We start from the raw sequence: 20,267 nt of genomic DNA, 5'->3' as shown, positions 1-20,267 counted from the left end.
CTTTCTTGCTGTTTTTGCCGGGAGTCGTGATGAGCAAGTTATTTCAGTTGGCCAGCCAGTTTCAACCGGCGGGGGATCAGCCCGCGGCGATCGCCCGCCTGCTCGATGGCATCGAGTCCGGCCTCGCCCACCAGACCCTGCTCGGGGTCACGGGCTCGGGCAAGACCTTCACCATGGCCAACGTGATCGCCACCCTCAACCGGCCCACCATGATACTGGCGCCGAACAAGACCCTGGCCGCCCAGCTCTACGGGGAGATGAAGGAGTTCTTCCCCGACAACGCGGTGGAGTACTTCGTCTCCTACTACGACTACTACCAGCCGGAAGCCTATGTGCCGACCACGGACACCTTCATCGAGAAGGATGCCTCCATCAACGATCACATCGAGCAGATGCGGCTGTCGGCCACCAAGGCGCTGCTGGAGCGGCGGGACGTGGTGATCGTCGCCTCCGTCTCGGCCATCTATGGTCTGGGAGACCCGCAAGCCTACCTCAGCATGATGCTGCACCTCAAAGTCGGGGACGTCATCAACCAGCGGGACATCCTGCGCCGTCTCGCCGAGCTGCAATACACCCGCAACGACGTGGCGTTCAGCCGCGGCACCTTCAGGGTGCGGGGGGAGGTGATCGACATCTATCCCGCCGAGTCGGACAAGCTGGCCCTGCGGGTGGAGCTGTTTGACGAGGAGGTGGAGCGCCTCTCCCAGTTCGATCCCCTGACCGGTGCCATCGAGCAGACTGTGGTGCGCTATACCATCTATCCCAAGACCCACTACGCCACCCCGCGTGAAACCATATTGGGGGCCATCGACCATATCAAGGAAGAGCTCAAGGGGCGCCGCGAGCAGCTGATGAGCCTGAACAAGCTGGTGGAAGAGCAGCGGATCAGCCAGCGTACCCAGTTCGACATCGAGATGATGCAGGAGCTCGGCTACTGCTCAGGCATCGAGAACTACAGCCGCTACCTCTCCGGGCGCGCCCCCGGTGAGCCGCCGCCCACCCTGTTCGACTACCTGCCGGGGGATGGCCTGCTCATCATCGACGAGTCCCACGTGACCGTGCCCCAGATCGGTGCCATGTTCAAGGGCGACCGCTCCCGCAAGGAAACCCTGGTGGAGTACGGCTTCCGGCTCCCCTCGGCGCTGGACAACCGGCCCCTCAAGTTCGACGAGTTCGAGGCCTTGATGCCGCAGACGGTGTTCGTCTCGGCGACCCCCGGCCCCTACGAGCTGGAAAAATCCGGCGAGGATGTGGTGCAGCAGGTGGTGCGCCCGACCGGCCTGCTGGATCCCGAGATCGAGGTGCGCCCGGTCACCACCCAGGTGGACGACCTGCTCTCCGAGATCCGGCTGCGGGTCGCGGTGGAGGAGCGGGTACTGGTGACTACCCTGACCAAGCGGATGGCGGAGGACTTGACCGAATACCTGGCGGATCACGACGTGCGGGTTCGCTATTTGCACTCGGACATCGACACCGTCGAGCGGGTGGAGATCATCCGCGACCTGCGTCTGGGCAAGTTCGACGTGCTGGTGGGTATCAACCTGCTGCGGGAAGGGCTCGACATGCCGGAGGTGTCGCTCGTGGCCATCCTGGATGCGGATAAAGAGGGCTTCCTGCGCTCCACCCGCTCCCTCATCCAGACCATTGGCCGGGCGGCCCGTAACCTCAATGGCAAGGTCATCCTTTATGGAGACACCATCACCAACTCCATGAAGGTGGCCATCGAGGAGACGGAGCGACGCCGCGCCCTGCAGCATGCCCACAACCTGGAACACGGCATTACGCCCAAGGGCCTCAACAAGTCGGTGGGGGATGTGATGGACATGGGGGGCAGCCGCTCGGCGGGCAAACCGGCCAAGGGCGCTCGCAAGGCCGCCGAGCCGCAAGGGGAGTACCATGCCCGCTCCGCCAGCGAGATCGCCAAGGAGATCAAACGGATGGAAGAGCAGATGTTCCAGCACGCCCGGGATCTGGAGTTCGAGCAGGCGGCCGCCATGCGGGATCAGATCCAGCGGCTGCGCAGCGAGTTGATCGAGAGTTGAGCGGCAAGCGCTGGCTTATCTGGCGGCGTCTGCGCCGCCTCTACTTCGGCTTTCGCCATCCCGCCACCCCCTGGTGGGCCAAGGGGCTGGTGATCCTCATCCTGCTCTACGGCATCAGCCCGGTGGATCTTATCCCGGATGTGGTGCCGCTGCTGGGCTGGCTCGATGACATCAGCCTGCTGCTGGTGCTGATCTGGGGCTGGGAATCCTGCCTGCCCACCGAGGTCAGGAAGGGGCTGGATGCCCTGGAGTAAGCGCCTCGTATCCTTCTCCTTGCGATGGCTCGCCATCAGCCCGCCATGCCATGGTTGAGTGCCCCCAGTTGCGGATTGTGGCGCTCAAGGCATTGGCGTAGACTCCACGCCGTTCACTTCATGAGTAAGAAAAAATGGATCTGATCCTGTTTGCGATTGACTTTATTCTGCACGTCGACGTGCATCTGAAAGAGCTGTTTGAAAACTATGGTGTCTGGGTATACGCCATCCTGTTTCTCATCATCTTCTGTGAAACCGGCCTGGTGGTGACTCCCTTCCTGCCCGGGGATTCCCTGCTGTTTGCCGCCGGTGCGCTCACCGTGGGCAGTGCGCTTGACGTGCACACCCTGGCCGCCGTGCTCATCGTCGCCGCTGTGCTCGGCAACGTGGTGAACTACACCATAGGCCACTTCTTCGGGGAGCAGCTGTTCCGGAACCCGGACTCGAAGATCTTCCGCCGCGACTATCTGGTGAAGACCCACGCCTTCTATGCCAAGCATGGGGGCAAGACCATCATCATCACCCGCTTCCTGCCCATAGTGCGCACCTTCGCCCCCTTCGTGGCGGGGATGGGGGCCATGACCTATCCGCGCTTCCTGGCCTTCAACCTGGTGGGGGGGCTCTTGTGGGTGCTCTCCTTCGTCTATGCGGGCCACTTCTTCGGCAACCTGCCTGTGGTGCGCCAGAACTTCACCCTGCTGATCTTCGGCATCATAGGGGTGTCCCTGCTGCCCATGGTCATCGGCATGGTGAAAGCCAAACGCGGTGCGGGCAAGAGCGCCTCGTGAACGCATAGCGCGATCAACATAGTGAAATCAAAAGAAGAGGGAGCCGCTGGCTCCCTCTTCTTTTGGCTGTGGATCGCCGCATATCAGGGCCGTAGTGACGCTTGATGGGGTTTCTGGTGGGTACCATCACGAACGGCGAGGAAGAGGGTGGCCCACGCCATTGAATGCCTCACGGGTTATCGGCATGGCTGGTCATGATCTCTTCATGCAAAGAGGGAGCCTACGGCTCCCTCTTTGTGCTTTATTGCCTGACTGACTCAGTTGCAGCAACGGCCCTTGACCAGGTTGCCGACGGCCACCACCACGAACACCAGCAGGTAAGCGGCGAAGATGGCGATCAGCCACTGGGGCATGGAGAAGCTGAGGAATTGCCAGGTGATCTCGCTGCAGTCCCCGTCCGGGAAGAACAACCAGGGGATCCACTGATCCAGCGGTGCCCAGCTCGGGAAGTCCACGAAGCCTTCGCATACGTTGAAGGGGGAGGGGTTCAGCTGGTAGTCCACATGCTTGAGCGCCAGTTGCAGGCCCCAGAAGGCGCTGTAACCCCACAGCAGCAGGGCGCTCCAACGCAGATACCATTTCTGGGGGGAGACCATGCCGAGCAGGCCGGCCGCGAGCACGCCGAAGATAGCGATCCGCTCATAGATGCACATGACGCAGGGATGCAACCCCAGCCCGTGCTGGAAGAAGAGGGCGCACAACTCGAGGAACAGGGCGGAGGCGGCCAGCAGTCCCCATGCTAGCCGATGGCTGGCAATACGGCGAAGAAATTCGATCATCTGATTGATCTCACAGAGAAAATAGTGGCTGAATTAGAGCAGAGCCGGATCCAAAAGAAAAGGGCCCTCGTGGGCCCTTCCATCATCAATGTGCCGCAGGCAGCAGGGTGGGCATATCAACTCCCTGTATCAGCCAACCCGCCTGGTAGAACCATTCGGTGGCGGGGGCAAGCAGTTGCTCCACCGCGAAGAAGCCCACCAGCCCCAGTACCAGGGTGTAGGGCAGCGCCATCCACACCATGCGACCATAGGAGAGGCGCAGCAGGGGGGCCAGCGCAGAGGTCAGCATGAACAGGAAGGCGGCCTGGCCGTTGGGGGTGGCGACCGAGGGCAGGTTGGTCCCCGTGTTGATGGCCACCGCCAGCAGATCGAAATGCTCGCGGCTGATGGCGCCGTTGAGCAGGGCTGTCTTCACCTCGTTGATGTAGACGGTGCCGACGAAGACGTTGTCGCTCACCATGGAGAGCAGGCCATTGGCGATATAGAAGAGGGCGAGCTGATCCTCGGGCTTGGCGGCCAGCACCCACTGGATCACCGGCTTGAACAGCTGCTGATCGATGATCACCGCCACCACGCTGAAGAAGACGGTGAGCAGGGCGGTGAAGGGCAGCGCCTCGTGGAAGGCCTTGCCGAGGGCATGCTCCTCCGTGATACCGGTGAAGGAGGTGGCGAGGACGATGACGGTCAGGCCGATGAGGCCCACGGCCGCCAGGTGCAGCGCCAGCCCGGTGATGAGCCAGAGGGCGATCAGCGCCTGGACGATGAGCTTGGCCTTCTCTTGGGGGGAGCGCTGTGCGTCTTCGTCCCGCTCGTACTCCTCCATGATGCGGCGCACCGGCTCGGGCAGCCTGGTGCCATAGCCAAACCAGCGGAACTTCTCCACCAGGATGCAAGTCAGCAGGCCGCAGATGAACACGGGTATGGTCACCGGCGACATGCGGATGGCAAATTCACCGAAGTGCCAGCCAGCCTGCTCGCCGATGATGAGGTTCTGGGGCTCGCCCACCAGGGTGCAGACGCCACCGAGCGCGGTGCCGATGGCGGCATGCATCATCAGGCTGCGCAGGAAGGCGCGAAACTCGTTCAGGTGCTGACGGGTCAGCTCATCGATGCCCTCATCGTCATCGTGCAGATTGCCGGACTCCTCCTGAGAGGCCACCTTGTGATAGATGGCGTAGAAGCCGGTGGCGACGCTGATCACCACGGCGATCACGGTCAGCGCATCGAGGAAGGCGGACAGGAAAGCGGAGACCAGGCAGAACGCGAGGGAGAGCAGGGTCTTGGAGTGGATGCGCACCAGCATCTTGGTGAAGACATAGAGCAGTAGCTGCTTCATGAAGTAGATGCCCGCCACCATGAACACCAGCAGCAGCAGCACTTCGATGTTGGCGACCAGCTCATGTTTGATCTGATCGGCGGAGGTCATGCCGATGAGCACGGCTTCGATGGCCAGCAGGCCGCCGGGTTGCAGCGGATAGCACTTGAGCGCCATGGCCAGGGTGAAAATGAATTCGACGACCAGCAGCCAGCCGGCCAGGAAGGGATCAACGTGGAAGACGATCGGATTGATCAGCAAAAACAAGACGATGGCAATTTTGTACCATTTAGGGGCATTGCCCAAAAAGTTCCTTGCAAAAGCGTGCCCTAGGCTGATTGGCATAATGGTTGTTCTCTGTTCTGTTGTTGATATCTGCGTCTGTGCAGTCGAGCCAAATCGGCCCGAACATCCGGATATTCACCTTTATCAAATTGATTGCACATGATTTTAATCAAGGGAGCGCTAACTATAAATAACGCTGCGGTGCTTGCCCAGACGTGATGAGCATTTATTGCTCTAATGGGGTGTTGGGTGACACTCTCATGTTGAAATGGCCACTCGGGACACGATGGGAAACTCATCAATCCATGTCTGCCACCCCTGAGATTCTCCTGTTCTTCCTGACAAGAGTCCTGTCATCCTTCCATCCATCAGTGAGCAAGAGAGCCGCCGACTGCCGCATCCTGCAAGTTGGCTAACAAATGGGCGCATAGGCTCGTGCTTGTCGTAACCGAGCCGAAAGACGACACGGCTCTCACCTGGCTCTCTCCCCGGTCGCCATGACTATGGATCGACGGGAGCCGACATAATCAGCCTGGTTGCCTGCGAGAGGCGTGACCGGACTTCATCGCTCTGGCCTCCTTCGATGTGTAAGCGAGAGGCCATGATATCGCACCAGACCTGGCGGATAATCCTCCCCTCATCCTCAACACTGTCTCGTTTTTCGAAACAATATAGAGAGGATCGCCGAGCACAGAACGCCAGTGATCACCTCCAAGGTCGATTTCGGAGCGGGTGCGTGGGGGTGGGTGCGGCGGCGTCAAGCCACTGGTAACGCTTTTTCATAGTGGGGCGAGGGCAGAGGGCTGACGGATGCCAATTGAATAGCAAGAAACATATTTTTAACAAAAAGATCGGGTTAATGTGAGCAGAGGACCGACCTTCTGCTTGCCAGCATGTTCGGCTTTGCTATTATTCGTGAGCCTTTTTACGTACTACAACAGAGTCACTACATGGTCATAAAAGCGCAAAGCCCCGCTGGGTTTGCCGAGGAATACATCATCGAGTCCATCTGGAACAATCGCTTTCCTCCTGGATCCATTCTGCCGGCGGAGCGTGAACTGTCCGAGTTGATTGGCGTGACTCGCACCACCTTGCGCGAAGTGCTGCAGCGTCTTGCCCGTGATGGCTGGCTCACCATCCAGCATGGCAAACCGACCAAGGTCAACAATTTCTGGGAAACCTCTGGCCTCAATATCCTGGAAACCCTGGCACGCCTCGATCAGGACAAGGTACCGGATCTGGTGGCCCAACTGCTGTCGGCCCGTACCAACATCTGTACCATCTTCATCCGTGGCGCCATCCGCAACAACCCGGAACAGGCGGCGGAGATCCTGCGGGGGGCCGCCGAGGTCGAGAACACGGCCGAGGCCTATGCCGAGTTTGATTACCGCCTGCACCACCAACTCTCCTTTGCCTCCGGCAACCCTATCTATGCCTTGATCCTCAATGGTTTCAAAGGCTTGTATAGCCGGGTCGGACGTTACTACTTCTCCGACAAGCAGGCTCGCGAGACGGCCGACGCTTATTACAAGGTATTGCTGGGCCTGGCAGAGACCAAGAATCACGAAGCCGTGTTCATGACGGTGCGCCAGTACGGCATCGAGTCCGGCAAGTTGTGGACCCGTCTGCGTCAGGATATGCCGAGCAACCTGTGCGATAACTGATTGCATCAAAAGAAAAAACGCGCCATCTGGCGCGTTTTTTTATGGCTGTGATTTATCTGTCAGGCCACCGTCTTGCGATCCGGGCAGCGCCCTATGATATCGGCGGGCAGCTCGCCGTTGTCCTGCTCCAGCACCACGTCGAACCCCCACAGCTGATGCAGATGCTTGAGGACCTCGTGACGAGACTCTCCCAGCGGGATACGGTTGTGGGGCACATAGCGCAGGGTCAGGGATCTGTCCCCCTTCACCGCCACGTTGTAGACCTGAATGTTGGGTTCTAGGTTGCTCAGGTTGTATTGTGCCGACAGGGTGTTGCGCACCAGACGATACCCCTCCTCGTTGTGGATGGCCGAGACCTTGAGGTAGTTCTTGAGGTCATCGTCATCGATGGCAAACAGCTTCATGTCCCGCATCACCTTGGGGCTCAGGAACTGGCTGATGAAGCTCTCGTCCTTGAAGTTCTGCATGGCGAAGTGCAGGGTGTCCACCCAGTTGGTGCCGGCGTAGTCGGGGAACCAGTATCTGTCCTCCTCGGTGGGGTGTTCGCAGATGCGCCGTAGGTCGGTGAACATGGCGAACCCCAAGGCATAGGGATTGATACCGGAGTAGTAGCGGCTGTTGTAGGGGGGCTGATAGACCACGTTGGTGTGGCTGTGCAGCACCTCTATCATGAAGCGATCGCTGATCTTCCCCTCGTCATAGAGGTGGTTGAGGATGGTGTAATGCCAGAAGGTGGCCCAGCCCTCGTTCATCACCTGGGTCTGCTTCTGCGGGTAGAAGTACTGACTGATCTTGCGCACTATCCGTACTATTTCACGCTGCCAGGGCTCCAGCAGCGGGGCGTTCTTCTCGATGAAGTAGAGGATGTTCTCCTGAGGCTCGGGTGGGTAGCGCCTGTCTTCGACCCCTGAGGCCTTGTGCTGCTTGGGCAGGGTGCGCCACAGCTCGTTGACCTGGGTCTGCAGGTAATCTTCCCGTGCCTTCTGGCGCCGCTTCTCCTCGGCCAGGGAGATCTTCTGGGGCCGTTTGTAGCGATCCACTCCGAAGTTCATCAGGGCGTGGCAGGAGTCGAGCAGCCGCTCGACCGCATCGATGCCGTGTTTCTCCTCGCACTCCGTGATGTAGTTCTTGGCGAACAGCAGGTAGTCGATGATGGAGGAGGCGTCGCTCCAGGCCTTGAACAGATAGTTGTTCTTGAAAAAAGAGTTGTGGCCATAGCAGGCGTGGGCCATCACCAGGGCCTGCATGGGCATGGTGTTTTCCTCCATCAGGTAGGCGATGCAGGGATCCGAGTTGATGACGATCTCGTAGGCCAGCCCCATCTGGCCGCGCTTGTAGTTGCGCTCGGTGTGGATGAAGCGCTTGCCAAAGGACCAGTGCTGGTAGCCGATGGGCATGCCCACGCTGGAGTAGGCATCCATCATCTGTTCGGCGGTGATCACCTCGATCTGGTTGGGGTAGGTGTCCAGCCGGTAAGACTTGGCCACCCGGGCTATCTCCTGGTGATAGGTCTCCAGCAGATCGAAGTTCCAGTCAGGCCCATCGTCCAGGGGCGCTATTTTTCTCGCAGTTTCTACCATATGTGCTCCCTCAAGCCGCCTGCTTCTTGAACAGCTCCCGGAATACCGGATAGATGTCCTCTACCTTGCGAATGTGCTCCATCGCGAAGTGGGGGAATTGCTCGGCCACCGACTCATATTCGTGCCACAGGGTCTGGTGGGCGCGGGTAGTGATCTCGATGTAGGAGTAGTAACGCACCCGCGGCATGATGTCGCGCAGCAGGATCTCCCGGCACTGGGGGGAATCGTCCGCCCAGTTGTCCCCATCGGAGGCCTGCGCCGCATAGATGTTCCACTGGTTGGCGGGGTAACGCTCGTTGATGATGTCGTTCATCATCTTGAGGGCGCTGGAGACTATGGTGCCGCCTGTCTCCTGGGAGTAGAAGAACTCGTGTTCGTCCACCTCCTTGGCCTGGGTGTGGTGGCGAATGTAGACCACCTCCACGTTCTTGTAGGTACGGCTCAGGAACAGGTAGAGCAGGATATAGAAGCGTTTGGCCATCTCCTTGGTGGCCTGATCCATGGATCCGGATACGTCCATCAGGCAGAACATCACCGCCTGGCTGGACGGCACGGGACGTTTGACGAAGTTGTTGAACTTGAGATCGAAGGTGTCGATGAAGGGGACGGCCTCGATGCGCCGCTTGAGCTCACGGATCTCCTTCTCGAGCTGCGCCATCTCGGCGAAGTGATCGTTGGGCTCACCGGTGAGCAGGGCGAGCCGCTCCTCCAGCTCGCGCAGCAGGCGCTTCTTGCCCGCCTGCAAGGCCATACGGCGAGCCAGGGAATTTTGCAGCGAACGGACCACGTTGATGTTGGCGGGCACCCCGTTGGAGGTGTAACCCGCCCGGTAGGTCTTCATCTCCATCAGCTGGTTGAGCTGGGTCTTCTGCAGGCGAGGCAATTCCAGATCTTCGAACAGCAGATCCAGATACTCATCCTTGGAGATCTGGAACACGAAATCATCGGCGCCTTCCCCCTGATCCGAGGCCTGGCCCTCACCACCGCCCTGACCACTCCCCCCTCCCTTGGGGCGGTCAATCTTGTCGCCGGAGACGAATTGATCGTTGCCAGGGTGCACCATCTCCCGTTTGCCGCCCTGACCTTGATGGAAGTGGGGCTCGCCGATGTCCTTGGTCGGGATGCTGATGCTCTCGCCCTTGTCCACGTCCTGAATGCTGCGCTTGGAGACAGCATCCGAGACCGCTTGTTTGATCTGCTTCTTGTAGCGGCGGATGAAGCGCTGCCGATTGACAGCGCTTTTGTTTTTGCCGTTGAGCCTGCGGTCGATAAAATGCGCCATAACTCCCCCCTTGAACCACGGCAGGGTCAGGATGACTTGCGTACCCTGAGATACCATTCGGAGAGCAGCCGCACCTGTTTGCGGGTGTAGCCCTTCTCCATCATCCGCTCCACAAAGTTATCGTGCTTCTTCTGCTCCTCGGCAGAGGTCTTGCTGTTGAAGGAGATAACCGGCAGCAACTCCTCCGTGTTGGAGAACATCTTCTTCTCGATCACGGTGCGCAGCTTCTCGTAGCTGGTCCAGTTGGGGTTGCGACCCGCATTGTTGGCCCTGGCACGCAGCACGAAGTTGACGATCTCGTTGCGGAAATCCTTCGGATTGCTGATCCCCGCCGGTTTTTCGATCTTCTCCAGCTCGCTGTTGAGGGATGCCCTGTCAAACAGTTGGCCGGTTTCCGGGTCACGGTACTCCTGATCCTGGATCCAGAAGTCGGCATAGGTAACGTAGCGATCGAAGATGTTCTGCCCATACTCCGAGTAGGACTCGAGGTAGGCGGTCTGGATCTCCTTGCCGATGAACTCCACGTAGCGCGGGGTCAGATAGCCCTTGATGAACTCCAGATAGCGATCGTGCAACTCCTGCGGGAACTGTTCGCGCTCTATCTGCTGCTCCAGCACGTAGAAGAGGTGGACCGGGTTGGCCGCCACCTCGGCGTGATCGAAGTTGAACACCCGGGAGAGGATCTTGAACGCGAAGCGGGTAGAGAGACCGTTCATGCCCTCGTCCACGCCGGCGTAGTCGCGGTACTCCTGATAGCTCTTGGCCTTGGGATCCGTGTCTTTCAGGCTCTCGCCGTCATAGACCCGCATCTTGGAGTAGAGGCTGGAGTTTTCCGGCTCTTTCAGCCGTGACAGCACCGAGAATTGGCCCAGCAGTTCCAGGGTTCCCGGGGCGCACTTGGCATCGGTCAGTTCGCTGTTGAACAGCAGCTTCTCGTAGATCTTCACCTCTTCCGAGACCCGCAGGCAGTAAGGCACCTTGACGATGTAGACCCGGTCGAGGAAGGCTTCGTTGTTCTTGTTGTTGCGGAACTGCTGCCATTCCGACTCGTTGGAGTGAGCCAGCAGTATGCCGTCGAAGGGCAGGGCGGAGAGGCCCTCGGTGCCGTTGTAGTTGCCCTCCTGGGTGGCCGTCAGCAGGGGGTGCAGCACCTTGATGGGGGCCTTGAACATCTCCACGAACTCCATCATCCCCTGGTTCGCCTTGCACAGCGCTCCCGAGTAGGAGTAGGCATCGGCATCATCCTGGGCGTAGTGCTCCAGCATGCGGATGTCGACCTTGCCCACCAGGGAGGAGATGTCCTGGTTGTTGTCATCGCCGGGCTCCGTCTTGGCGATGGCTATCTGATCGAGAATGGAGGGGTTGACCTTCTCCACCTTGAACTTGGTGATGTCGCCACCAAACTCGTGCAGTCGCTTGGCGACCCAGGGAGACATGATGGGGCGCAGGTAACGGCGCGGGATGCCGTACTCTTTCTCCAGGATCTCGCCATCTTCCTCGATGTCGAACAGGCAGAAGGGGTGATCGTTGACCGGCGAACCCTTGATCCGGTAGATGGGCACCTTTTGCATCAGGGATTTGAGCTTCTCGGCCAGGGAGGACTTGCCGCCGCCGACGGGGCCGAGCAGGTAGAGAATTTGTTTCTTCTCTTCCAGCCCCTGGGCGGAGTGCTTGAGGTAGGAGACGATCTGCTCGATGGCCTCTTCCATGCCGTAGAAGTCTTTGAAGGCGGGATAGCGTGCGACGACGCGATTGGAAAACAGGCGGCTGAGGCGCGGATTGACCGAGGTGTCGATCATTTCCGGCTCGCCGATGGCAACAAGCAGCCGTTCGGCGGCGGAGGCGTAGCAGGACTTGTCCTGTTTGCACATATCCAGGAACTCCTGGATGCTGTACTCCTCCTCTCTGGCTTTCTCATACCGCTGTTGATAGTGCTCGAAGATGCCCATAAATTAGCCCTCGATTTAGTCGCTTACCCTGAAAAGAGTGGATCACTACTTTTGTTCTGTTTACCTCTTAAGCCTAGTCAACAGCCCCCAGTAATCCATCAACATCATTGGTTTAAGTTTACAAGGAAGCTTCCCGCTCCTGATGTGGGAAGAAGCAGCCAGTGATCTTTGTATGTTACTGACTGTTAAATTATTTCTGCCATGACAGTGAGGCAAATGTCAAAGACATAAAAAATAAAAATTTATATGGCAGGAGCAGAAAAGGGAGCCCGCTGGCCTGAGGAAAGCGGAGGCCAGACGGGACAAGGGGAGAGGGGATGACAGCAGTGAAAATGCATTGCGTTTACGTTAACGTAATGCACCTAGTTTGGTGTTTAAGCTCTAATTTTTACATTGACGCTACATTCTGGCTGCACTAGATTGGCCCTGTGTCGAGCAGTCATCGCTTTAGCAAGAGAGTGGGTGATTGTGCAGATACTAAGCTCTGTTTAAGCACGTTTCCGTTGGCTTGACCCTCGCATCCGCGAGGGTCTTATTTTTTCGGCGTCCGGCAAAAACAGTTAGGAAATAGGGGGGTAGGCGCGAGACACCGCCGCCAGCACCTCGGCGAAGGGATGGGCCGCCAACTGACCAAAACCCGCCAGGCTCTTTGCCTTGACGCGGGTGGTCAGCGGGGTGGCGATGCCGCACAGGAAACGGGTCAACACACGGGGATCCTGATTCTTGCCGAGCGCGACCAGGGGATCGCACCAGGCGCGCAAGCCGTGCTCGTTGGGCAGGGGCGGACCAGGCAGCGCTGGCAGGCTGGCAATCTCTCCCCGACAGACGGAGCAGTGCCCGCAATGCTCGGGGGCCTGCTCGTCGGCAAAGTAACTCGCCAGCGCCTGGCTCAGGCAACGGCTGGAGGTGAAGAACGTCAGCAGGGCCTGCAACCTGGCCAGCTCGCTCTGCTCCTTCTGTGCGAACAGGGTGTGCAGCCGATCGGCCAGCGGCTCGATGGCGATATCCTGGCGCAATACCCGATAGACCTCGGTCATCTGCTTGCTCTCGAGCTCGATCCAGCCCTGCTGCTGCAGATAGTCCAGGGCCGCCGCCGCTCTGTGTCTTTCCCCCTGATACCCCTGCCAGAGTGCCTCGAAGTCCATGGTACACCAGCTGCGCGCCTGGGGAGCGCAGGCAAACAGCTGCTCCAGGAACTGGCGGCGATCAGGATTGAAACGGCTCAGGATCTCCGCTTTTTCCAGCACGAACTTGAAACGATACTCGGCGAAATAGCTGTAGGCGGGCGCAATGACCCCCTCCATCTCCATATAGACCAGCAGGGTCTTGAGGGGGAGCTGGCGAATGTTGGTGTCGTTGGAGAGGCGCAGCAGACTGAACTCCCAGTCGGTGCCGCTTTGCAGCACTGTCCCGAGCAGTGCCAATATGGCTGCCCTGTCCGGGGTATCCCCGTAGATGAAGTTCTCCAGCACCGGCAACTGGGCGCGATTGGCCAGCACGAGGCAGCGGGAGGGCAGGCCATCGCGGCCGGCCCGGCCAATCTCCTGGCTGTAGTTCTCGATGGATTTGGGCAGATCGTAATGAATGACCCGGCGGATATCGGCCTTGTCGATGCCCATGCCGAAGGCGATGGTGGCGACGATGCAGTCCAGCTTGCCCGCCATGAAGTCGCGCTGGATCTGGCTGCGCAGATCGCTATCCAGCCCCGCGTGATAGGCACAGGCCCGGACGCCTGCCCGTTGCAGGAGTTCGGCACATTGCTGCGCCCTGTGTTGCAGGGTGACATAGACGATGGTGGGGGCCTCGGGCTCACCCAGGATCTCGGAAACCAGCCAGCCATCGCGGGCCTCGGCGGGCAGGGGAACGACGGCGAGATCCAGGTTGGGGCGATAGAAGCCGGTGACCACCAGATCTTCTTTATGGATGTCGAACTTGGCCTGCATGTCCGCCATGACCGCCGGGGTGGCGGTGGCGGTGAGCAGCAGCACCTGGGGGATGGCGAGCTCGCGGCGATGATCCGGCAGCTTCAGATAGTCCGGGCGAAAGTTGTGACCCCACTCCGAGATGCAGTGCGCCTCGTCCACCACCAGCATTGAGATCGGCACCCCGGCGATAAAGCGGCGAAAGCGCTCGTTCTTGAGGCGCTCCACCGAGATCATCAGGATCTTGAGCCGGCCGTCGCTGGCCTGCTGCATCACCCGCCGGCTCTCTTCCGCCGTCAGGCTGGAGTCCAGGCTGGCGGCGGCAATGCCCTTGCCCTGCAGGAAGGCGAGTTGATCGTGCATCAGGGCGATGAGGGGCGAGATCACCAGGGTCAGGTGGGGCAGGGCGAGGGCGGGCAGCTGATAGCAGAGGGACTTGCCGGCACCGGTCGGGAAGATGGCGGCCGCACTCTTGCCGGCCAGCAGACGGCTGATCACCGCCTCCTGACCGGGTCTTAACCGATCGAAACCGAAATGACGGGTCAACAGAGAGGGGATCATGGCAAGGCTCCAGCACAGACAAAGAGCGGCATCATAGCACTCTTGAGGGGTGGCGGGCCGATGAAGGGACTGGAGTGACGCTATTTTGACCGACTTTGATATTGTGTTATCGCTTTGTTGCAGATTTTTTGTGAGGTAACCCTGATATTTTTCAGTGATTATGTGGAAAAAAACGGTGGCAGATGGGATATTCCTTGCCGCAGTCCCGCGCGTACCGGACAGGTCCAGAAGAAGACCTGCCAAGACAGACAACGCCGGTGTGGCGGCGTGCGGGAGATTGCAAACAGGACTCATGATTCAAGCGCCCAAGGGTGCACAGGGACTATTTGATGACACAACAACACCCCCTCATAAGACTGGTCAACAGCACCAGTCTGGTTAGCCAGATCCTGGTCGGTCTGGTACTCGGTATCTTCCTCGCCATGTTCATGCCGGAATGGGCAAAGGCGGCGGGTCTGCTCGGCAGCCTGTTTGTCGGCGCCCTGAAGGCGGTCGCCCCGCTGCTGGTCTTCGTGCTGGTCATGGCGGCGATCATCGGTCACAAGCAGGGTCAAAAGACCAACATGAAGCCGATCCTGCTGCTCTATCTGCTGGGGACCTTCCTGGCGGCGGCCGTGGCGGTCGTGGCCAGCTTCCTGTTCCCCTCCAACCTGCATCTGGTGGCGAGCAGCGCCGAGATCACCCCGCCGGGCGGCATTACCGAGGTGCTGCAGACCCTGCTGTTCAACGTGGTCACCAACCCGGTGAAGGCGCTGATGGATGCCAACTACATCGGCATTCTGGCCTGGGCCATCGGCCTTGGCATCGCCATGCGTCATGCCAATGAGAGCACCAAGGCGCTGATCACCGACCTGTCCCACGGGGTCTCCACCATCGTCAAGGCGGTGATCCGCTGCGCCCCCCTCGGCATCCTGGGTCTGGTCGCCTCCACCCTGGCGGAGACCGGCTTCGGCGCTCTGCTCGGTTATGCCCAGCTGCTGATGGTGCTGATCGGCTGCATGCTGTTCATCGCCTTCGTGGTCAACCCCCTCATCGTGTTCTGGAAGATCAAGCGCAACCCCTATCCGCTGGTGCTGACTTGCCTGAAAGAGAGCGGCGTGACCGCCTTCTTCACCCGTAGCTCCGCCGCCAACATCCCGGTCAACATGGCCCTGTGCGAGAAGCTGCGCCTGCCGGAGGACACCTACGCGGTCTCCATCCCCCTCGGTGCCACCATCAACATGGCTGGCGCCGCCATCACCATCACCGTGCTCTCCATGGCGGCGGTGCATACCCTGGGGATGGAAGTAGATCTGGCCACCGCCGTGCTGCTCTCCGTGGTCGCCACCATCAGCGCCTGCGGCGCCTCCGGTGTGGCCGGCGGCTCCCTGCTGCTGATCCCGCTGGCGTGCAGCCTGTTTGGCATCGGCAACGACATCGCCATGCAGGTCGTCGCCGTGGGCTTCATCATCGGGGTTCTGCAAGATTCCGCCGAGACGGCCCTCAACAGCTCCACCGACGTGCTGTTCACCGCGGCCGCCTGCATGGCCGAAGAGGAAGCCCAGCAGGAAGCCGCTCAGCTCTCCCGCGAAGCCTGATAGCAAGGATATCTAGCCATCGAAAACGCCCTCTCGTGAGGGCGTTTTTTTATGCCTGGGATCAACCCGACGAACTCAGCTGACAAAACCGAACCACCCGCAGAGGCAGGCCAGAATGATCTGGAGTTGCCGAAAGCATTTGTTCCGTGAATACCAAATAAATAGAACTGTGCGGAGCAAAATTTAAATAAATATTGCGGCAGATCAATTTCTATTTTTAATTAAGAATGCATCACTCAACAATAGAGTAATGCGATGGGGTCGATAGATAATTAATGGGTAGGCTTCCCGTTATCTTGCCATATCATGATAAAAACGGGAGGTAGCGATGATCATTTATGGCAAATATGGCGGGGCCGCCCTGAGGGCCGTGCATATCATGGTGCAATATAACCATCCTCATGCCGCCGCATGGGATATGGCTATTTATGAAGCCTTCGGGGATTGTTCGGCCGTGCGGCGATTTAAAAATAATCCCAAGGTCACCTTTCTGACCTTGTGCAGCCTGGGGGCCATCGCCTGTGTCATGCCCATTCCCTATTCGGCCGCGGCCAAGACCCGGAAATATGTGGTCAGTGCACTCGGCATTCTCGCAAGCAAGGATATCAGCAAACCCATCAGCCCGGAGGATCTCTGGCTGGAGGTGATGTCGGATTGCAAGGTGGCCGCGCCAGTGAAGCACAATAACCAGATGGATGTGATATTGACGCTCTGGTATTCCAATATGCTCAACCTCCATGAGCCATCTGAAGGGTTGACCCTGGCTGACTCGCTCTTGTGATGGATTGGCATTGCCCGCACCATAGAAAGACCAAGGGCACTGGCCCCTGGTCTTCTAGTTTTTAACTCTCTTAGTTCATTCTGATCAGGGCGCCGCTGTCGGTGTGGGCAAAGGGTTTGCCATACACATGCAGGCTGGTGGTCTGGCTATATCTGAGTCGATCCTTCTCGGAAAAATCCAGGGACATGGTGAAGTCGGTGGTGGTGTCGTTGGCCGTCATATAGCTGCTTTCCGAAATGCCTCGCTTGCCGGTCTTGAACTCAATCTTGTTGCCCGCCTTGCCCTCGGTCACCACGCAGACCGCGCGGGGAATGCAGTAGGTGTTGTACACCACCTGATTCTGCTTGTCGTAGATGAGATAACCCCGCTGATCGTGGAACTTGCCGTTATCGCTCTTCCTGAACACCTCCTGCTTGTAATACATGGCCACCAGATACTGCTCGCTGGCATTCTTGGCATCGGCGGCCGGCTCGAAGGTGATCACCTCATAGAAGGGTTCGACCGCTGGCCCCCCCTTGCCGTTCTTGCTGCCCTCCTGCCCGGGGGCCACGTCGACGCCACCGATTTCGGCGCTTTTCCAGGTGCCGGCCAGGGGGGCGAGGGGACCGAAGTCCAGGCCATTGATGATCCCCTCCGTTTGCGCATATGCCAGGGTGGAACTTGCCAGAAAGAGTGCCGAGATAATATACCTGCCCATATTAAAGCTCCCATCGGAATGTGATTGTCATTGTTATGCTGGCGCCAAGCGAGAGGGACATTATTATTTGACCCTCTATTTCGCAATCAGAGATATGAACGGCTATTTATTTTTGTGAGCTGAATAGGTGTTTATTGGTGTTTTATAAACTCTGTTTGATTTGGAGCAAGTGGGGGTTGTGAGACGTAATAATCGAGAGATGATGCAGATCAATATATTGTTGTTGTGATGGCTCGTCATGAAGATAAATGGAATATTGATCGAAATCACCGACGTATTTAGAAGTTGTTTTTTAATCTTGAATTTATTGGCGGAGCCATGATGATGAGCTGGTCAAGCCATAAGCGAATGGCGTTATTACGCTCGAGCCCCCTCCAGCACTGAACTTGAGGGGCAGAGTGGAATTTCTGGATCGACGAGATTGAGAATAGTCGGTGATGTTGCCTCGCCATAAATAGGAGAACCCACTCCTCATCTTCGTATCTGCCTGCGGGCTGGCGATTTCTTCTTATCCCAAGGGGACTGTGTTAGCCGAAGAAAGAATAGCGGGGCGCAGATCCGTCACGGTTAGGGGAGGGGCAGGAGAAAGGGAAAGCCACGGATAGAAAAATGCCCGCCAGGGTGGCGGGCATGGAGGGTCAGGCTGGCTGACGGATTAGAACAGCTGGTACAGGATGGCGGAGATGGCAATCAGGCCCATGGTCGCCACGAAGACGTTGCTGATCTGGCCCTGGTATTTCGCCATGGCAGGCACGCGCTTGATGGCGTACATGGGCATCAGGAACAGAATGGTCGCGATGATGGGGCCACCCAGGGATTCGATCATGCCGAGGATGGAGGGGTTGATGACGGCCACGGCCCACAGGGTCAGGATGAAGAAGGCGATGATGAACAGCTCGACCTTCTTGGTGTTCGGGGTCTTGCCGGACTTGCGCATGTTCTGGACGATCATGCCCTTCAGGCCTTCACGGGCACCCAGGTAGTGTCCGAAGAAGGAGGAGACGATGGCCACGAAGGCAACCAACGGGCCGAAGTAGGAGATGATCGGGCTCGCATGCTGGTTGGCCAGGTAGGAGAGCACGGCGATGTTCTGGGACTTGGCTTCTGCCAGCTGGGCCGGGGTCAGGCTCATCACGCAGGAGAAGACGAAGAACATCACGAAGCCCAGCAGGATCATGGCTGTGCGCTTCAAGATGGCGTCGGACTTGGCGACGGCGTTGTCACCGTGGTCGCGGCGCTGGGCCAGGGCGAAGCTGGAGATGGCCGGGCTGTGGTTGAAGGAGAACACCAGCACCGGGATGGTCAGCCACAGGGTGGTGGCGAAGTCCTTGGCAGAGGGCACCTGAGAGAGGGCGGCACCGGTCCAGTCCGGGATGAGGTAGAGGGAGATGCCCGCCAGGATGGCGATGAGCGGGTAGACCAGAAACTCGGTGACTTTCAGCATCAGCTTCTCACCGGCCAGCATGACCGACATCATGCCCATGATCAGCACGATGGAGAGGATCCAGCGCGGCGGAGCACTCATCTGCAGCTGGTTGACCATGAAGCTCTCCACCGTGTTGGTGATGCCCACGCCGTAGATCAGCACGATGGGATAGATGGCGAAGAAGTAGAGCAGGGTGATTAATTTGCCGGCGCCGATGCCGAAGTGCTCTTCCACCACCTGGGTGATGTCGGCACCGGGATTCTTGGAGGAAAGGACGAAGCGCGCCAGGCCACGGTGAGCCAGGTAGGTCATGGGGCCGACCAGCAGCGCCATCACCACCAGTGGCCAGAAGCCACCCATGCCGGCGTTGATGGGCAGGAACAGGATACCGGCGCCAACGGCGGTACCGAACAGGCTGATCACCCAGGTGGTGTCCTGCTTGCTCCAAGCACGAGATTGGGTGGAGCGGTTCGCCTGCTCCAGTGTGGTCGCGGCGTCTTGTGCGCCGGTGACAGTATTAGACATGTGTCTCACCCCGAATGTGTGGTTTTAATTAGTCGGCGCAAGAATACTTTTTTTTTAATCAAAAATGTTGATCAGATTCACCTTTATGGGGCTCAAACCCGTACTTTCTTATGGAAATGTGATCAAAAGAATAAAAAATCAAAATTTCTTTATCATTCTCAATGTTAGTTGAGTGTTAAATGGATAATTTCTCAGCGGCCAATGTTAACGGTGTGTTATTTCGATAGGTGCTGGGACAACTGGCGGATCATGCTGGCGGTGGCTCCCCAGATGAAAGATTCTTGCCAGGGGATCCAGTAGATGGTGTGGCTCCTGCCGGCCCGGGGTATGGTCAGGGCGATGTGGTGGGCCGGATCCAGCACATGGCCGAGGGGGACCTCGAAGGCCTGCTCCACCTCGTCCGGGCTCAGGGTGAGTCGGTAGTCGGCATCCACCAGGGCCAGCACCGGCAAGACGTCGTAGAGGGAGATGGTATTGAGGGGCGTGAGGCTGCCGATGACCCGGATCTGGCTGGCGGGGATGCCGAGCTCTTCCTCGGTTTCCCGCAGCGCCGTCTGGATCAGGCTCTCATCCTCCGGATCCTGACGGCCACCGGGGAAGCTGATCTGCCCAGGGTGATGGCGCAACCGGGTGCTGCGGCGGGTCAGCAGCAAGTGGAGCCCGGTGGGACGCTCCACCAGGGGGAGCAGCACGGCCGCCGGTTTGAGGCCAGCCAGCATCAGACGATGGGCCGGGGCGGGGCGCTGCAACAGGAAGCGGGTCAACAGCTCGGTGCGGTTCAGCTCCATGAGGCGCTGTCTCTATGTGAAGGGCGGGGACCAGGGGAACAGGCGGCCCGGA

15 protein-coding genes are annotated in these 20,267 nt (G+C 58.9%); 6 read left to right on the top strand and 9 right to left on the bottom strand.

The annotated features are described in order from the left end of the window. Positions 1-29 precede the first annotated feature (29 nt). From uvrB to ACRCYW_RS00915, 3 genes are all read left to right on the top strand, one after another. Positions 30-2,042, top strand: a complete 2,013-nt coding sequence (gene uvrB, locus ACRCYW_RS00925; protein WP_438548314.1) for an excinuclease ABC subunit UvrB — start codon at positions 30-32, stop codon at positions 2,040-2,042. Next, a complete protein-coding gene (locus ACRCYW_RS00920; RefSeq protein ID WP_438548313.1) occupies positions 2,039-2,296 on the top strand; it encodes a YkvA family protein in 258 nt (85 codons plus the stop codon). Before uvrB ends, ACRCYW_RS00920 begins: the two co-directional genes overlap by 4 nt. Before the next feature lie 134 nt (positions 2,297-2,430). Beyond that, complete coding sequence (locus tag ACRCYW_RS00915; RefSeq protein WP_438548312.1) at positions 2,431-3,084, top strand: DedA family protein; 654 nt, start codon at positions 2,431-2,433, stop codon at positions 3,082-3,084. A 257-nt stretch (positions 3,085-3,341) separates the two neighbouring features. Here ACRCYW_RS00915 and dsbB read toward each other — a convergent pair whose 3' ends face one another. After that, positions 3,342-3,863, bottom strand: coding sequence for a disulfide bond formation protein DsbB (gene dsbB / locus ACRCYW_RS00910; protein WP_438548311.1), 522 nt, complete (start codon positions 3,861-3,863; stop codon positions 3,342-3,344). An 85-nt stretch (positions 3,864-3,948) separates the two neighbouring features. Next, positions 3,949-5,523 carry a sodium/proton antiporter NhaB gene (gene nhaB / locus ACRCYW_RS00905; protein ID WP_438548310.1) on the bottom strand — a complete coding sequence of 525 codons (1,575 nt, stop codon included), beginning with the start codon at positions 5,521-5,523 and terminating at the stop codon, positions 3,949-3,951. 890 nt (positions 5,524-6,413) lie between these two features. Here nhaB and fadR point away from each other — a divergent pair. Continuing rightward, entirely contained in the window at positions 6,414-7,127 is a 714-nt protein-coding gene (fadR, locus tag ACRCYW_RS00900; RefSeq protein WP_438548309.1) for a fatty acid metabolism transcriptional regulator FadR, read from the top strand. A 59-nt stretch (positions 7,128-7,186) separates the two neighbouring features. Here fadR and ACRCYW_RS00895 read toward each other — a convergent pair whose 3' ends face one another. From ACRCYW_RS00895 to ACRCYW_RS00880, 4 genes are all read right to left on the bottom strand, one after another. Continuing rightward, positions 7,187-8,707 carry a SpoVR family protein gene (locus tag ACRCYW_RS00895; RefSeq protein WP_438548308.1) on the bottom strand — a complete coding sequence of 507 codons (1,521 nt, stop codon included), beginning with the start codon at positions 8,705-8,707 and terminating at the stop codon, positions 7,187-7,189. 10 nt (positions 8,708-8,717) lie between these two features. After that, positions 8,718-9,989, bottom strand: coding sequence for a YeaH/YhbH family protein (locus ACRCYW_RS00890; RefSeq protein WP_438548307.1), 1,272 nt, complete (start codon positions 9,987-9,989; stop codon positions 8,718-8,720). A 26-nt stretch (positions 9,990-10,015) separates the two neighbouring features. After that, entirely contained in the window at positions 10,016-11,938 is a 1,923-nt protein-coding gene (locus tag ACRCYW_RS00885) for a PrkA family serine protein kinase (RefSeq protein ID WP_171276248.1), read from the bottom strand. Positions 11,939-12,498: 560 nt separating this feature from the next. After that, complete coding sequence (locus ACRCYW_RS00880; protein ID WP_438548306.1) at positions 12,499-14,421, bottom strand: RecQ family ATP-dependent DNA helicase; 1,923 nt, start codon at positions 14,419-14,421, stop codon at positions 12,499-12,501. Positions 14,422-14,750: 329 nt separating this feature from the next. Between ACRCYW_RS00880 and sstT the strand changes: the two genes are divergently transcribed. Continuing rightward, positions 14,751-15,998 carry a serine/threonine transporter SstT gene (gene sstT, locus ACRCYW_RS00875; RefSeq protein ID WP_438548305.1) on the top strand — a complete coding sequence of 416 codons (1,248 nt, stop codon included), beginning with the start codon at positions 14,751-14,753 and terminating at the stop codon, positions 15,996-15,998. Positions 15,999-16,326: 328 nt separating this feature from the next. Continuing rightward, entirely contained in the window at positions 16,327-16,779 is a 453-nt protein-coding gene (locus tag ACRCYW_RS00870; RefSeq protein WP_438548304.1) for a DUF6979 family protein, read from the top strand. Positions 16,780-16,849: 70 nt separating this feature from the next. On the opposite strand, the gene ACRCYW_RS00865 is transcribed toward ACRCYW_RS00870, so the two are convergent. From ACRCYW_RS00865 to ACRCYW_RS00855, 3 genes are all read right to left on the bottom strand, one after another. After that, on the bottom strand, positions 16,850-17,476 hold the full coding sequence (locus ACRCYW_RS00865; protein ID WP_438548303.1) for a heme-binding beta-barrel domain-containing protein: 627 nt from the start codon (positions 17,474-17,476) through the stop codon (positions 16,850-16,852). Positions 17,477-18,131: 655 nt separating this feature from the next. Next, positions 18,132-19,427 carry an HAAAP family serine/threonine permease gene (locus ACRCYW_RS00860; protein WP_438548302.1) on the bottom strand — a complete coding sequence of 432 codons (1,296 nt, stop codon included), beginning with the start codon at positions 19,425-19,427 and terminating at the stop codon, positions 18,132-18,134. Positions 19,428-19,642: 215 nt separating this feature from the next. Then, the gene (locus tag ACRCYW_RS00855; RefSeq protein ID WP_438548583.1) at positions 19,643-20,209 is read right to left on the bottom strand and encodes a CoA pyrophosphatase; all 567 of its coding nucleotides are present in this window, start codon (positions 20,207-20,209) and stop codon (positions 19,643-19,645) included. Positions 20,210-20,267 lie beyond the last annotated feature (58 nt).

It is taken from the genome of Aeromonas sp., assembly GCF_051657805.1.
In the GTDB taxonomy this organism is placed as follows: domain Bacteria; phylum Pseudomonadota; class Gammaproteobacteria; order Enterobacterales; family Aeromonadaceae; genus Aeromonas.
This window is presented reverse-complemented; position numbering and strand designations above follow the sequence as displayed.